This window comes from Nocardioides bruguierae, from assembly GCF_023656415.1.
GTDB lineage: Bacteria > Actinomycetota > Actinomycetes > Propionibacteriales > Nocardioidaceae > Nocardioides > Nocardioides bruguierae.
Window position 1 is genome coordinate 1 of sequence record NZ_JAMOIL010000037.1, and the last position, 12,543, is coordinate 12,543.

Annotated in this window: 22 protein-coding genes; all 22 read left to right on the forward strand. The window is 71.1% G+C overall.

Annotation, left to right across the window (positions count from 1 at the left end; all coding sequences use genetic code 11):
- The coding region (locus M8330_RS19535; RefSeq protein WP_250828693.1) for a hypothetical protein at nucleotides 1-302 on the forward strand (302 nt) is incomplete at its 5' end.
- The gene (locus M8330_RS19540) at nucleotides 295-444 is read left to right on the forward strand and encodes a hypothetical protein (RefSeq protein WP_250828694.1); all 150 of its coding nucleotides are present in this window, start codon (nucleotides 295-297) and stop codon (nucleotides 442-444) included. The genes M8330_RS19535 and M8330_RS19540, both read left to right, overlap by 8 nt.
- A 229-nt stretch (nucleotides 445-673) precedes the next feature.
- Nucleotides 674-961, forward strand: a complete 288-nt coding sequence (locus tag M8330_RS19545) for a hypothetical protein (protein WP_250828695.1) — start codon at nucleotides 674-676, stop codon at nucleotides 959-961.
- Entirely contained in the window at nucleotides 958-1,245 is a 288-nt protein-coding gene (locus M8330_RS19550) for a hypothetical protein (protein WP_250828696.1), read from the forward strand. The genes M8330_RS19545 and M8330_RS19550 overlap by 4 nt, the downstream gene beginning before the upstream one ends.
- Complete coding sequence (locus M8330_RS19555) at nucleotides 1,238-1,600, forward strand: hypothetical protein (RefSeq protein ID WP_250828697.1); 363 nt, start codon at nucleotides 1,238-1,240, stop codon at nucleotides 1,598-1,600. The genes M8330_RS19550 and M8330_RS19555 overlap by 8 nt, the downstream gene beginning before the upstream one ends.
- Nucleotides 1,593-1,802 carry a hypothetical protein gene (locus M8330_RS19560; RefSeq protein ID WP_250828698.1) on the forward strand — a complete coding sequence of 70 codons (210 nt, stop codon included), beginning with the start codon at nucleotides 1,593-1,595 and terminating at the stop codon, nucleotides 1,800-1,802. Before M8330_RS19555 ends, M8330_RS19560 begins: the two co-directional genes overlap by 8 nt.
- A 216-nt stretch (nucleotides 1,803-2,018) precedes the next feature.
- On the forward strand, nucleotides 2,019-2,507 hold the full coding sequence (locus M8330_RS19565; RefSeq protein ID WP_250828699.1) for a hypothetical protein: 489 nt from the start codon (nucleotides 2,019-2,021) through the stop codon (nucleotides 2,505-2,507).
- Nucleotides 2,508-2,753: 246 nt separating this feature from the next.
- Nucleotides 2,754-3,092: a hypothetical protein gene (locus M8330_RS19570; protein WP_250828700.1), complete on the forward strand. Its 339-nt coding sequence runs from the start codon at nucleotides 2,754-2,756 to the stop codon at nucleotides 3,090-3,092.
- Nucleotides 3,089-3,295, forward strand: a complete 207-nt coding sequence (locus M8330_RS19575) for a hypothetical protein (protein ID WP_250828701.1) — start codon at nucleotides 3,089-3,091, stop codon at nucleotides 3,293-3,295. Before M8330_RS19570 ends, M8330_RS19575 begins: the two co-directional genes overlap by 4 nt.
- A 9-nt stretch (nucleotides 3,296-3,304) precedes the next feature.
- Nucleotides 3,305-3,523: a hypothetical protein gene (locus M8330_RS19580; RefSeq protein ID WP_250828702.1), complete on the forward strand. Its 219-nt coding sequence runs from the start codon at nucleotides 3,305-3,307 to the stop codon at nucleotides 3,521-3,523.
- A 198-nt stretch (nucleotides 3,524-3,721) separates the two neighbouring features.
- Nucleotides 3,722-3,952 (forward strand): hypothetical protein, encoded by a 231-nt coding sequence (locus tag M8330_RS19585; protein WP_250828703.1) that lies wholly within the window; start codon nucleotides 3,722-3,724, stop codon nucleotides 3,950-3,952.
- 17 nt (nucleotides 3,953-3,969) lie between these two features.
- Entirely contained in the window at nucleotides 3,970-4,176 is a 207-nt protein-coding gene (locus M8330_RS19590) for a helix-turn-helix domain-containing protein (RefSeq protein ID WP_250828704.1), read from the forward strand.
- Between the two features lie 127 nt (nucleotides 4,177-4,303).
- Complete coding sequence (locus M8330_RS19595; RefSeq protein ID WP_250828705.1) at nucleotides 4,304-4,561, forward strand: hypothetical protein; 258 nt, start codon at nucleotides 4,304-4,306, stop codon at nucleotides 4,559-4,561.
- On the forward strand, nucleotides 4,561-4,863 hold the full coding sequence (locus M8330_RS19600; protein ID WP_250828706.1) for an HNH endonuclease: 303 nt from the start codon (nucleotides 4,561-4,563) through the stop codon (nucleotides 4,861-4,863). The genes M8330_RS19595 and M8330_RS19600 overlap by 1 nt, the downstream gene beginning before the upstream one ends.
- 156 nt (nucleotides 4,864-5,019) lie before the next feature.
- Nucleotides 5,020-5,610 (forward strand): hypothetical protein, encoded by a 591-nt coding sequence (locus tag M8330_RS19605; RefSeq protein ID WP_250828707.1) that lies wholly within the window; start codon nucleotides 5,020-5,022, stop codon nucleotides 5,608-5,610.
- Between the two features lie 38 nt (nucleotides 5,611-5,648).
- Nucleotides 5,649-7,349, forward strand: a complete 1,701-nt coding sequence (locus M8330_RS19610) for a terminase large subunit domain-containing protein (RefSeq protein ID WP_250828708.1) — start codon at nucleotides 5,649-5,651, stop codon at nucleotides 7,347-7,349.
- Nucleotides 7,350-7,379: 30 nt separating this feature from the next.
- Nucleotides 7,380-8,921: a phage portal protein gene (locus tag M8330_RS19615; RefSeq protein ID WP_250828709.1), complete on the forward strand. Its 1,542-nt coding sequence runs from the start codon at nucleotides 7,380-7,382 to the stop codon at nucleotides 8,919-8,921.
- Complete coding sequence (locus tag M8330_RS19620) at nucleotides 8,921-9,865, forward strand: hypothetical protein (RefSeq protein WP_250828710.1); 945 nt, start codon at nucleotides 8,921-8,923, stop codon at nucleotides 9,863-9,865. The genes M8330_RS19615 and M8330_RS19620 overlap by 1 nt, the downstream gene beginning before the upstream one ends.
- Before the next feature lie 95 nt (nucleotides 9,866-9,960).
- Nucleotides 9,961-10,749, forward strand: coding sequence for a hypothetical protein (locus tag M8330_RS19625; RefSeq protein WP_250828711.1), 789 nt, complete (start codon nucleotides 9,961-9,963; stop codon nucleotides 10,747-10,749).
- A 29-nt stretch (nucleotides 10,750-10,778) separates the two neighbouring features.
- Nucleotides 10,779-11,144 carry a hypothetical protein gene (locus M8330_RS19630; protein ID WP_250828712.1) on the forward strand — a complete coding sequence of 122 codons (366 nt, stop codon included), beginning with the start codon at nucleotides 10,779-10,781 and terminating at the stop codon, nucleotides 11,142-11,144.
- A gap of 6 nt (nucleotides 11,145-11,150) precedes the next feature.
- Nucleotides 11,151-12,197, forward strand: a complete 1,047-nt coding sequence (locus M8330_RS19635) for a major capsid protein (RefSeq protein WP_250828713.1) — start codon at nucleotides 11,151-11,153, stop codon at nucleotides 12,195-12,197.
- Entirely contained in the window at nucleotides 12,194-12,514 is a 321-nt protein-coding gene (locus M8330_RS19640; protein ID WP_250828714.1) for a hypothetical protein, read from the forward strand. Before M8330_RS19635 ends, M8330_RS19640 begins: the two co-directional genes overlap by 4 nt.
- The last annotated feature ends 29 nt before the right edge of the window (nucleotides 12,515-12,543 follow it).

The following is a 12,543-nucleotide window of genomic DNA, read 5'->3' on the forward strand; positions in this document are numbered from 1 at the left end:
CCGTCGAGGCTGTTGTCCTGCGCATCCCGGAGGGGCGCCGCGGCCGCCGTCGGGGCGAGCCCCAGGTGCAGCCCATCCTGGTCGCGGGCGTCCAGTCCGGGTTCCCCGGCCGCAAGCCCGAGGCGTGGACCCGGTGGGTCCTGGACGGCCTCGGGTACGACGCCGACCTCGATGTCGTGGACGACCTGTTCCCCGGCTCGGGCGCCGTCACGGACGTCCTGTGCGCGCCCACTCTCGCGCTGGCCGGGAGCGCCTCTGTCCGTCCCGAGCCGTCGTCCACGAAGGAGGCCGACCGTGGCTGAGTACCCGGATGCATCCATGCCGGCCACCTACACCGCCACCAACGGCCGCGTCCGGTGGACCGCAGCGAACTCCTGCGGCTTCGACATGGGCGAGGGCGACTACTGCCTGCTCGCCCCCGGACACGATGGGCAGCACTCGTGACCGGCCGGTGCAGGATCGTCCCCGAGGGGAGGGTCACCATCTGGCGCGACGACTTCGGGTGGCAGGCGGACCAGGACACCCGATGCCTGGTCTGTGGGACCTGCGAAATGCGTCGATTGGCGCCCGAGGATGCCACCTTCAAGCAGGCAATCGCCGCCGTCGCTGAGCGGCTTGAAGCCGAGGCTGCGGACACCTCTGTCCGTCCCGACTCCGACGAGGTGACCGACCGATGAGCGCCGAGGCCAGCATCTTCAGTGACGCAGCCCTCGACAAGCAGGCCCGGGCCGCCGAGCTCAGGGCAAGGGGTGAACGAGTCCCCGCCTCCCTGCTTCTCGGCATCGAGGGGCCCCGCACGCAGCCCACGGCCGGGGAACGCTGCTGCCGCTGTGGCATCGACGCCCGACCCGCCTACGGCGGCGACGGCCACTTCTGCGAGATCCACGTCGGCCGCGAATGTGTCATCGGCGAGGACTGCGACTGCCCCACCACCACCGAGCCCGAGGAGGGCACCGCATGAGCGAGACCGAGACCCCCGACCCGCTGGTGACGCTGCTGGAGGTGCACCAGGCCCGGGCGGCGACCCGACGGGCGTGCATCTGCGGCGCCGGCGACCTCGACACCCTGGTCAACTCCGCCCTGTCGACCATCTGGCAGTGGCAGCACGTCGCCGACGTCATCCGCGCCGCCGGGTGGGTGCAGCGGGACGAGCGGTCCTACCTGGGCCGGCACGTGCTCGAGCGGACCGGGATGCGCACCCGCATGGACGACCCCACCGAGCGAGAGGAGCAGGACCGTGGCTGACCTGGACAGGCACTACGAGATCGGTGCGTGCGTCTACGACGTGACGCCGGAGCAGGCCGAAGACCTGTTCACGAAGATCGCCGACCTGGTGCACGAGCACGAGGGCATGGCGTCCGGCGGCTGGAACAGCGAGGGAAGCGACGTGCTGCCGGACCCGCACGTCGAGCTGGAGCGGCTGCGGGCGACGGTGGCGCGGGTGGAGGCGCTGGCCGAGGCCGGCGTCGGCTTCGACATGACCCCGACCATGCCCGGCCACGGCGTCGCCTACGTCGCATGGCAGGGCTACATCCAGCGGCTCGATGACGCCTGGACCGACCGCCTCCGCGCCGCGATCGGAGGTGGCTCGGATGCCTGAGCCGACTGCGGAGACAGACTGGAAGCACCTGATGGTGTCCAGGCGAGGCATCGTTTACCTGACGCAGTCGCTCGCGGATGATGCCGCCACCGCTTGCGGGAAGGGTTCTCGCGACCTGGTCTACATCGGCGCAGTCGGCCTCGGCGAGCGCATGTGCCACACCTGCGCCACTGGGCGCGGATCGGAGGCCGACCGTGGCTGAGTGCGACGCCGAAGGCATGCGCATCGCGACCGCCAGCACTCGCGGGGTCTGGACGACCTGTGACGAGTGCGGAGAGGACTGGTGGTGCGTTGTCGCAGAGCGTGACGAGATGGACGAGCCCACCGGATGGATCTGCTCCGACGGATGCCCCGACGAGTACGCCGATGACGACTATGACTTCTCGCGGGTCGATCGGCCCGGATCTGAGGCCGACTAGTGGACACCGTCGTCATCCTGGCCGCCGCCTGGCTGATCGGAGCCCTGTTCGGCGCGTTCGTCGCCGGCCCCGCCCTGGACGGCATCGCCGAACTCGCCGAGATCTTCACCGAGCGCACCGGCCTCTCCGTCGTCTGGGAGGGGCGCACGCTCACCGAGCCGAATCCGGTCCGCCTGAAGAAGGAAATCTGGTTCGAGCGCCGCATCGGCCCCTTCATGGCCGGGCACTGGGTCTACCGGAAGCCTGGGCTCGCCGTGACCTGCGGGGACCAGACCTTCCAGAGGCGCGAGGTCGTGCATCGCTGGTGGGGCGTCGGCGACCGCAAGCACGGGCGCCTACTACTGGTGAAGCGGCGGTACCTGCCGACCCGTCGGCCCGGACCCGACGCTGCAACGGCGGCTGCCGCGTTCCCGTCACGTAGCAACCCGGAGGCGGATTCCGTTGGCATTGCCATCCGTCGGCCCGGATCGGAGGGCGACCGTGGCTGACGAGACTGACCGGAGTGCCAACGGTCGCCCGTTGCGGACTCACGACAGGGCCTGCACCCCAGATGACCACTACGACCACACCGTCCTCCACGACTCGCTGTGCCCGGCGTGCGGATGCTGCTGGGGGTGCGACGAGGACTGCTGCGCCGAGGCGTTCTGCTCCAACCAAGAGTGCGGATGTGCCCAGCGATACCGAGTCGGTCGGCCCGGACAGACGCGACCCGACCAGGACCCCGGGAGCCCGTCGTGACCAGCCTCGGACCCGCCGTCATCGACGAGCTGAGGCGCATCCTCGACGACCGCACCCTGCGCACCAAGCGCGGCGAGGTCAGCGTCACCGGCCTCCGCGCGCACATCGACCGCCTGGTCGAGCAGCAGCACGAGCTCATCGCCGACGCCACCATCCTCGCAGCCGACGGCCCCGAGCCGGACAGCGCCGTCGCCCGGCTCGACCGCATCGACGGCAGCGACCCCGACGCAGCGCACGGCACCGCGGACGACGTCCTGCTGACCGAGGTCCCGCCCGACGTCGCCGCCGCCTACCAGCGGGTCATCGACCGCTGCTCGTGGTGGGCCGGCGCATGAGCGGCGGCTACCGCTGCCCCTCGTGCGGGAAGACCTCGTGGCCCACCCGCCGCGCCGCCGAGGACGCCATGGAGCGGAACCACCCGCACGACTCCGGCCTCCACGCCTACCAGTGCGGCCCCCGCTGGCACTACGGCCACCCCAAGGGCACGAAGAAGCCCAAGAAGCGCACCCGCCTCAGCCCACCCCGCACCCGACGCTAGGAGCCCACCGTGCGAGACCCCGACGACTACCCGCTCGTCCCACCCGTCGAGCAGCTCCGCCACGACCTCGAGCAGACCAGGCAGGAGCAGCAGAAGATCAACAAGGCCCACGACGAGCGCCACGAGAAGCTGCGCACGCAGATGGGCTGCGTCCTCGTCCTAGTCCTCATGCTCGTCACCATCGCCGGCACCACCGCAGTCACCGCCCTCGCACGGGTGATCCTGTGAGACGCCACCTCGACGACCTCGCCGCACTCATCGGCGGCATGGCCGGCGCCGCCATGATCCTCTGGCGCTGGCGCTACACCCACCCCAAGAACCCCGGTCGCCGCTGATGGCCGGCGCAGCAGTCCTCGGCCTCACCCTGGCCATCCTCTGGATCGCCTCCGCCTACACCCGCGGCCGAGGGAAGGGAGGCGGCCGACCGTGGACGACGTGATCCGAGACCTTCTCCGCGAGCGCTACGCACGCTCGCCCTGGTGGACCAACGACGACGCCCGAGCCCGGGCCGCGCATGCGGGCGCAGACAGGCAGCCAGATGCCGTCGTGGCGCACGACGACGAGGCCACCTGCGCTGACCGGCTCGAGGTCCTCAGGCGCGAGGACCGACGGTTCCACGCCAACGAACGCAGACGACGTAAGGCAGGTAAGGCTTGACGCGCGAGGGTGTGCGGATGACGACCAGCCAGGCCGCCGAGCACTTCGGCATCCCCTCCGGACGGATCAGGGAGTGGCGTGCAGCCGGCCGCATCCGCCCGGTCGGCATCATCCCCGGCCGAGGCCGCGGCGGCATGGTCCCGCTCTACCGGCCAGCCGACCTACAGCCCCTGGTCGACCAGTACCGCGACTACGTGACACGCCGGTCTCAGAGGAACGCGTGACAACCCGGATCCACCTAAGGCAACATATTGCCAGCGGGAGAGGTGTCTCCTGATGAAGGGCCCGACAGCCGGGGAAGGCGTCGGGCCCTTCATCGTTCCGGAACCCAGAGCAGTGCTGGAGGTCGCCATGGTCGACGCGAACCCGGCCGACAACGAGCTCAAGCGGTACTGGACCAAGGACCCCCGCGGCCTCGCGAAATGGGTGAACAAGCCGCACCCGTGGACGTCGCTGAAGAACCAGCTCCGCAAGTACGTCGGCGAGGAACGCGCCAAGCGCATCGCCACGACCTGGTACCACGACGTCTTCGGCTACTACCCCGGCTCCGACCTCGCCCGAGTCGCCCGCGGCGAGAAGCCCCGCGGCAACCGCATCGGCCCAGGCTGATGCCCTGGAGCCGCGGCCAGACCCGCACCAGCACCGCCGCTCACAAGGCGTGGGCACGGCAGGTCCTGACCAACGCAGCCGGCTGGTGCCAGATCCAGGGCCCGGGCTGCACCGGCACCGCCGGCCACGCAGACCACATCGTTCCCGTCGCCGAGGGCGGCGCCGAGCACGACCCGGCCAACGGCCAGGGAGCGTGCACCGTCTGCCACGACGCGAAGACCAAGACCGAGATCCAGCGAGGCCGAGCCCGCTATTACGGCGCCGCCAAGCGGCAGCCCGAGCGTCACCCCGGCCTGTCCTGACCCCCGGGTGGGGAGGTACCCCCTGGGGGTCACCTGGTCGCCGGAGCGCACTGTCGCTCGCCTTCTGTACGGGTCTGGGCGATCTGAAGTACCCCTCGGCGATCAGCCGAGCCACGCGCCCGCCACGGGCATCTCACCTCCGACAAGGAGACCGCCATGCCCGGAATGGGTCCTCCCCCGAAGCCCGCCGACCAGCGGGCCCGCCGCAACGCCGGCGTCGCCATGACCCGGCTCCCCGCCTCCGGCCGATCGGGCCGCACCCCGAAGTGGCCGCTGCCCCCGGACATCGGGCTGGCCGCAAAGATCACCGGCCTGGAGCAGGAGCTCCGCGGGATCGAGGCTGACCTCGAGGCGTGCACCATCTCGCGTGAGCGGGCGGCGCTGCGGAAGAAGCGTGGCCGGGTGGAGACCACGCTGCGGGAGGCGAAGGCGCTGCGCACCACGCTGGCCCGCAGCGAGAAGACGCTGTGGGCGCAGCTGTGGAAGCTGCCCCAGGCCACCCAGTGGGAGAAGCGCGGCTGGTTCCGCGAGGTCGCGCTGTTCACCCGCCACCAGATCAAGGCCGAGGCCGGCTCCCTGGACGACTCCAAGGAGGCACGTCAGCGTGAGGACCGCCTCGGGCTGAACGACCAGGCGATGCTGCGTCTGCGGTGGGAGATCATCGACGACGCGACGCCGGCGTCCGCGCCGACGCCGCGGTCGAGCCGGAACAGCAGCAAGTACCGCGACCTGAAGGTCGTCTCGTGACGGCCGGGGGGAAGCCTCGCCCGACGGCCGGGTGACCGGTGCCGTGGCGGGGACCCGAGTACGAGGGCGAGGTCCCCACTCTCGGGTACGACGTCCTGGACTGGCTGACCGAGTACCTGGTGGTGCCCGACGGCCCGTCCGCCGGTGATCCGCTCGAGCTGACGCCGGAACAGGCCCAGTTCATCCTGAACTTCTACCGGGTGGACCCGACGTTCACGGGGCCCGCGATCACGGGCCGCAGCCTGGTCAACGCGCGGATGACGAACCGCGGTCTGCTGTGCCGGCCGAAGGGATGGGGCAAGTCCCCGATCCTCGGCGCGCTCGCGATCGTCGAGGCCGTCGGCGACGTGATCCTCGACGGCTGGGACGCCAACGGCGAGCCGGTCGGGCGGCCGTGGACGTCGCTGGGCTTCAAGGCGAAGGTGCAGGTCCTGGCCACGGCCGAGGACCAGACGCAGAACACCTGGGACCCGATGCTGGAGATGGTCCGCGGGTCCGAGCACCTCATCGACGACTACGGCCTGGACCCGATGGAGACGTTCATCTCCGGGCCGCGGATGCGGATGGAGTTCGCGACGTCCGCCGGCGACACCCGTGAGGGTGGCCGGCCGGTGTTCGCGGTGCTCGACCAGACCGAGGCGTGGCGGGAGTCCAACGGCGGCGTGAAGCTGGCCGCGGCGGTGCGACGGAACCTGACCAAGACGCAGGGGTCGTCGATCGAGTCGCCGAACGCCTACGCGCCCGGCGAGAACACCGTGGCCGAGCGGTCGTTCAAGGCGTACCACGCCCAGCAGAAGCGGCTCGCGAACCCAGGGTCGCGGGCCAAGGCCACGATCCTGCTGGACCACCGTGGTGCACCGGAGTCCGTCGACATCTACGACGAGAAGTCGCTGCGCGACGGGCTGGCGCACGCCTACGGCGACTCCGCCGACGTCAACGGCGGCTGGGTCGCTCTGGACCGCGTCATCGAGGACTTCTGGGACCCGGACGCCAGCGTCGAGGACTCGCGCCGGTTCTTCCTGAACCAGATCACCTCCCGCGAGGACTCGTGGCTCTCGATGCTCGAGCTGGAGGGCATCAAGGACACCGCGAAGACCGTGAAGCCGGGCGAGGCCATCGCCCTCGGGTTCGACGGTTCCCGCGGCCGCCGACGCGGCGTCACGGACGCCACCGCACTCATCGCGTGCCGGATCAGCGACGGGCACATCTTCGAGCCGTTCCCGACCAGCGTGTGGGAGCAGCCCACGAAGTGGCCCCGCGACAAGGTTTGGTCGCCGCCCGTGCCGGAGGTCGAGGCCGCCATCGCGAAGGCGTTCGCGACCTGGAAGGTCGTCGCGTTCTACGCCGACCCCGCCGGGTGGGAGTCCTACGTCGCGAAGTGGGAGGCGAAGTGGGGCGCGAACCTGATGGTCAAGGCGTCCCGTGAGCACCCCATCGAGTGGTGGATGACCGGCGCCCGGTCGATCAAGACCGTCAAGGCGCTGGACACGTTCAAGGGGGCGGTCCTCGACAAGGAGATCAGCTTCGACGGGGGCCTGTACCTCACCCAGCACCTCGTCAATGCCCGCATGGTGCCGTCTCGGACCGGTGTCCAGATCGCCAAGCGGACACCCGACTCGCCCGACAAGATCGACGCCGCCGTCTGCGCCGTCCTCGCCCACCAGGGCCGTCTCGACGCCATCGCCCGCGGTGCGCTGAAGCGGCCGAAGAAGAAGGCGTCCGTGCGCCGCATCCGCTGACCGACCACCACCAGGGAGGTGTGTGACCGCATGCCGATCGACGTCGAGGTCCGCAACAGCCCCGGCTGGTGGTTCAACACCCTCGCCACGCAGCTCCACGACCGCCGTGTCGGCCGCGACGGCCGTCGCCGCTGGAACCGCGCCGGGGTGGCCTCCAGCAAGGTCCGTCCGCCGCTGCTGCTGCTCGACGACTACCTGCGTGGCGACCCGCCGCTGCACGATGACATCCACGCTGGGTGGGCCGAGCCGTTCCGCCGGTACGTGCGGATGGGACGCCTCAACATCGCCGGGCTGGCCGTGTCGTCGCCGGCGACCCGCATGGGCATCCGCGACTTCCGCACCGCCGCGGCGGACGACGAGCTGGGTGACGTCGAGGCCCGCCGGCTGATGCGCCGCAACAAGCTCAAGGTCAAGATCCGCGAGATCCACGAGACCTGCCTGGCCCTCGGTGACGCCTACGCCATCGTCATCCCGCCCGACGGGGGCCGCTCGCACGCGCTGATCACCGCCGAGAGCCCGCTGGAGTGCATCACCGCCGAGGACCCCCAGACCGGGGAGACCCTGGCCGGGCTGAAGCTGTTCCGCGACGAGACCAACGACTGCGACTGGGCGTACCTGTTCCTGCCCGGGCGGCTGCTGGTCGCCCGCCTGGACGGGGCCACCTCGCTGCGGCGCACCGGGATGTGGCGGTTCAGCAAGGGCTGGGAGTGGGTCGACGCCAAGGCCGACACCGTGCCCGGTGGCCGGGTCGCGATGGTCCGGTTCCGGAACAAGGACGGTGTCGGGGAGTTCGAGCGGCACCTCGACAGCCTCGACCGGATGAACGACAAGCTGTTCAACGAGTGGTGGATCAGCAAGATCCAGGCGTTCCGTCAGCGTGCGGTCAAGCTGCCCGACGAGGACAGCGACGACCTCCTCGAGGACGCCGAGGCCACCGCGGACGCCGGCATCGACGACGAGAACCCGCTGTACTCCGCCGACGCCGACCTGTCGGGGATCTTCACCTCCGCGCCGGACGCCATGTGGCGGCTGCCGAAGGACGCCGAGATCTGGGAGTCGCAGAACGTCGACGTCACCCCGCTGGTGAACTCGATCAAAACCGAGCTGGAGCACTTCGCCGCCGCCCTGGCGATACCGCTGTACTCGATCACCCCCGACTCCGCCGACGGGTCAGCCGAGGGCGCGACCGCGATGCGCGAGGAGCACGTCAACAAGGTCCAGGACCGCCGCGACCGCACCGAGGGGTCGTGGGCCGAGACGCTGGCCATGGCGTTCCTGTTCCAGGGCGACACCGAGCGCGCGGACGTCTCGCAGATCGAGTGCCTGTGGGCGCCGATCGAGCGGTTCTCCCTCGGCGAGATGTCGCAGGCCGCGTCGCAGCTCGCCGGCATCCTGCCCCGCGAGGCGATCTGGACCGACATCCTGCAGTACTCCCCCGCGGACGTGCAGGAGCGGCTGCGTGACCAGTGGGCCGCCCAGCAGGCCACGGACCTCCTCTACGCCGCCACCAGCGCCACCTCGACCGGGGCGACGGGGGCGGGTAGCGGCACGCAGGGCGCCGGCGGCGCCTGATGCCGCTCACCGCGCAGCAGCTGCAGGCGTGGTCCCGGCAGGAGGCCGCCGCCGCCCAGCAGGTCACCACCGCCACCCAGGCGTCGATCTGGCTCACCCTGTGGGCTGCGTTCACCGGCTGGTACTCCCGACCGCAGGTCAGCGACCTCGCCGCCCGGTCCGTCCGCATCCTCCAGCCCGCCCGACAGCAGACCGGTGGCCTGGGCGCCGCCTACGTGCGGGAGGTCCTCGCCGGCCTCGACGCGGTCCGCGAGAAGGCGCCAGCCATCAACCTCCCCGCGGCCCGCCTCGGCGCCGACCTCGAGCAGGTCTACTCCCGGCCCGCCGAGGCATACCGGCTGACCTACGCCCTCACCGAGGACACCGCGGCCGCCACCACCGCGGCGCAGGAGCGGCTGTTCACCCTCGTCCGCGACGACCTCACCGTGGCCCGCCGCGACGGCGAGATGCTGCAGATGCGCGCCTCCGGGGTCACCCACTACCGGCGCATCGTCCACCCCGAGCTGTCCGCGACCGGCGTGTGCGGCCTGTGCCTGGCCGCCGCCGACCGGCTGTACTCCGTCGCCGAGCTGCTGCCCATCCACGACCGCTGCAAGTGCACGGTCGCGCCGGACAGCGACACCGCCGACGAGGCCGTCAGCATCGACCTCGACCAGCTGTACGAGGACGCCGGCGGCACCGACGGCGCAGCGCTCAAGCGGGTCCGGTACCAGGTCAACGAGCACGGCGAGCTCGGTCCGGTCCTCGGCGTCGAGGGCCAGAAGTTCCAGCGGCAGGGCGACGCACCGAAGGGCGACCCCATCGCCCGGGCGCGCCGCGAGCTCGCCGCCCTCGAGCCGGTCCTGGACAGCCTCGAGTCCCGCGCGGCCGCCGGCGAGGACGTCGCCGGGCCGCTGGCCTACCAGCGCGACCGCGTCGCCAAGCTCCGCGCCATCACCGCCTGAGCCACCCCACCGACCACCGTCACCACCGCACCGCGGGGACGACGGGGCAACCGCCCGACACGGGCACCACCCACACCCGACAAGGGAGCATCACGATGACCCACCTGCCCACCGCCCTGCCGGTCCACCACACCGCCCGCGACCCCCGCACCGGAGAGCTCCTCCAGGCGCTGTGGGTCTCGCCCAGCGGCCGCGTGTTCTGGCCCCTCCTGGGCGCCTCCCCCGACGACCCCAGCAACGACGACGGCGCCAGCGGCGCCGACGACAGCAAGGGCGGCGGCAGCAGCGACCAGGGTGGCGACCAGGGTGGCGGAGGGACGGGCGACGACAAGTCGCAGGACCTCGGCTACCCCCGCGGGACCCCGGTCGTCGAGATGACCGAGAAGCAGCAGGCCGCGTACTGGCGACACCAGTCGCAGAAGCACGAGGGCCGCTACAAGAGCCTGACCGGAGACCGCAGCTTCGACGACGTCCGCAAGGACCTCAGCGAGCTCGCGGAGATCCGTCGGGCACAGATGACTCCCTCCGAGCAGGCCATCGCAGAGGCCCGCGAGCAGGGGAAGGCCGAGGCGCTCGCCCTGGCCGGCAACGAGGCCGCCACGGCCATCTTCATCGCACAGCTGACCCTCCAGGGTCACAGCGAGGACGCCGCCAAGGCCCTCGCCGAGAACTTCAACGTGACCAACTTCGTCAAGGACGGGCGCGTCGACACCGACTCGCTCGCCGCCTTCGCGAAGCGTTTCGACCGGGCCGCCACGGCCGACGAGGACGACAAGGACAAGCGCCGCGACTTCGGCGGCGGCAAGCGCTCCGGCAGCACCGGCGGGGGGTCCATCGCGGCCCACATGGCCGAGCGCCGCGCCGCTCGCGAAGCGAAGAACTGACCTGACCCTTCTCACCGAAAGGCACCACCATGCCCGGTCTCAAGACCACCAGCTTCGGCACCGGTGACTTCTCCTGGATGCGGAACACCGACGGCCTCGACGAGGCCCTCACCGGTGTCGCCGACATCTCCGGGTTCACCGAGGCCACCCACTTCCCGGACGGCTACCTGCCCTCCGGCCTCCCGGTCGACGTCTCCGACCTCGACGCCATCGTCCCCTTCGTCGACGAGGCGGGCGCCGTCCTGGGCTTCGTCAAGGGCGACTTCAAGGCCGACGGGTCCGAGGACGTCAACATCTCGTTCGTGACGCGGGGCAACATCAACGTCGCCCGGCTCCCGATCGCCTTCACCCCGCCCACCACCGCGCCGCAGGCGCGCTTCTTCTTCGGGAGCTGATGAACCATGCCTCTCTGGACTGACATCATCGACCCCGTCGAGGCGACCGCCATCGCCCGCGACGAGCAGTACGTGATCGAGCAGCAGCGCGGCGGCACCCTCGCCCGCTTCCTGCCCAACGTGTTCGTCGAGTCCGACCACGTGAAGTTCTACCCGGGCCAGAACGGCCTGGTCGACGTCGCCTCCTACCGCGCGTTCAACGCCCGGCCCGAGGTCGGCAAGGGGCAGGGCATCCAGCGCCGCTCCATCGACCTGCCGTCCATCGCCCGCAGCGAGCCGATCGACGAGATCACGCAGAAGGAGCTGGCGCGGCTCTCCGACGACCGCGTCCGCAAGGGCCTGGAGAACGCGATCAAGCGCAACGTCCAGGCCATCTCCATGCGCCAGGAGCTCACCCGCGGCCGCACCATCGACCAGGGCAAGGTCGTCGTCGACCAGGACAACTTCTGGATCAACGACGACTTCGAGCGCGACGCGTCGCTCTCCGTGGTCGCCGGTGCCGGCAACTGGTGGGCCGACACCACCGTGGACCGCCTCGAGGCCGTCCGCGGCTGGATGGAGGTCTACGAGGGCCTCAACAACCACGTGGCCCCCGGCCGCATGGTCTTCGGCAGCCGCGCCGCCTACAACGCGTTCGCGGCCGGCGACCAGTTCAAGACCCTCGTGGGCAACGCCTCCCGCCCGCCGCAGGCCGACGAGCTGCGCTCCTACAGCGACGGCGCGAGCCTGCCGACCTACGAGATCTACGAGCGCACCGTCCAGGTCGGCGGCGTCGCCACCAAGGTCCTGGACCCCAAGAAGGTGTACCTGCTCCCCGAGCCGGTCGCGGTCGACGAGGAGGAGGGCTCCCTCCTGGGCGCCACCTACTGGGGCCGCACCGTCTCCTCGGGGTACGCCTCGTGGGGCATCGAGTCCGACGAGCAGCCCGGCATCGTCTGCGGCGTCTTCAAGGACGAGAAGGTCGGCTCCTCCATCGAGGTCGAGGGCGACGCGATCGGTGAGCCGATCCTCGTCTCCCCCAACGCCTCCATGGCCATCCAGGTGCTGGAGTGACCTCGGGCAAGAAGCCCGTGCTCCGGCACACCCTGGTCGTCCGCCACCCCGACACGATGGACGCCACCGCGCTGCTGGCCGACGAGCCCATCCCGGACTGGGCCACCAGCCTCGTCCACCCCGGCAACCTCACCGGCACCCAGAAGGCCACGGACTACAGCAAGTGGTCCAAGGCCGACCTGGAGGCCGAGGTGTCCCGCCGCAACGGCGAGGACGACCGCGAGGGCGCCGACCTCATCCAGGTCCCCGGGCCCGGCAACAAGCCGGACCTGATCGCCGCGCTCGTCGCGGACGACGACGCCGCCACGTCGGAGTGACCACGCGCTGGTGACGGCCCAGCCCGGGC

Bases quoted from the DNA above. Each gene is read 5' to 3' on its own strand.
- M8330_RS19595 (WP_250828705.1), top strand. From the start codon at position 4,304: ATGGTCGACGCGAACCCGGCCGACAACGAGCTCAAGCGGTACTGGACC.
- M8330_RS19635 (WP_250828713.1), top strand. From the start codon at position 11,151: ATGCCTCTCTGGACTGACATCATCGACCCCGTCGAGGCGACCGCCATC.
- M8330_RS19620 (WP_250828710.1), top strand. From the start codon at position 8,921: ATGCCGCTCACCGCGCAGCAGCTGCAGGCGTGGTCCCGGCAGGAGGCC.
- M8330_RS19630 (WP_250828712.1), top strand. From the start codon at position 10,779: ATGCCCGGTCTCAAGACCACCAGCTTCGGCACCGGTGACTTCTCCTGG.
- M8330_RS19590 (WP_250828704.1), top strand. From the start codon at position 3,970: ATGACGACCAGCCAGGCCGCCGAGCACTTCGGCATCCCCTCCGGACGG.
- M8330_RS19615 (WP_250828709.1), top strand. From the start codon at position 7,380: ATGCCGATCGACGTCGAGGTCCGCAACAGCCCCGGCTGGTGGTTCAAC.
- M8330_RS19560 (WP_250828698.1), top strand. From the start codon at position 1,593: ATGCCTGAGCCGACTGCGGAGACAGACTGGAAGCACCTGATGGTGTCC.
- M8330_RS19625 (WP_250828711.1), top strand. From the start codon at position 9,961: ATGACCCACCTGCCCACCGCCCTGCCGGTCCACCACACCGCCCGCGAC.
- M8330_RS19605 (WP_250828707.1), top strand. From the start codon at position 5,020: ATGCCCGGAATGGGTCCTCCCCCGAAGCCCGCCGACCAGCGGGCCCGC.
- M8330_RS19550 (WP_250828696.1), top strand. From the start codon at position 958: ATGAGCGAGACCGAGACCCCCGACCCGCTGGTGACGCTGCTGGAGGTG.
- M8330_RS19600 (WP_250828706.1), top strand. From the start codon at position 4,561: ATGCCCTGGAGCCGCGGCCAGACCCGCACCAGCACCGCCGCTCACAAG.
- M8330_RS19545 (WP_250828695.1), top strand. From the start codon at position 674: ATGAGCGCCGAGGCCAGCATCTTCAGTGACGCAGCCCTCGACAAGCAG.
- M8330_RS19575 (WP_250828701.1), top strand. From the start codon at position 3,089: ATGAGCGGCGGCTACCGCTGCCCCTCGTGCGGGAAGACCTCGTGGCCC.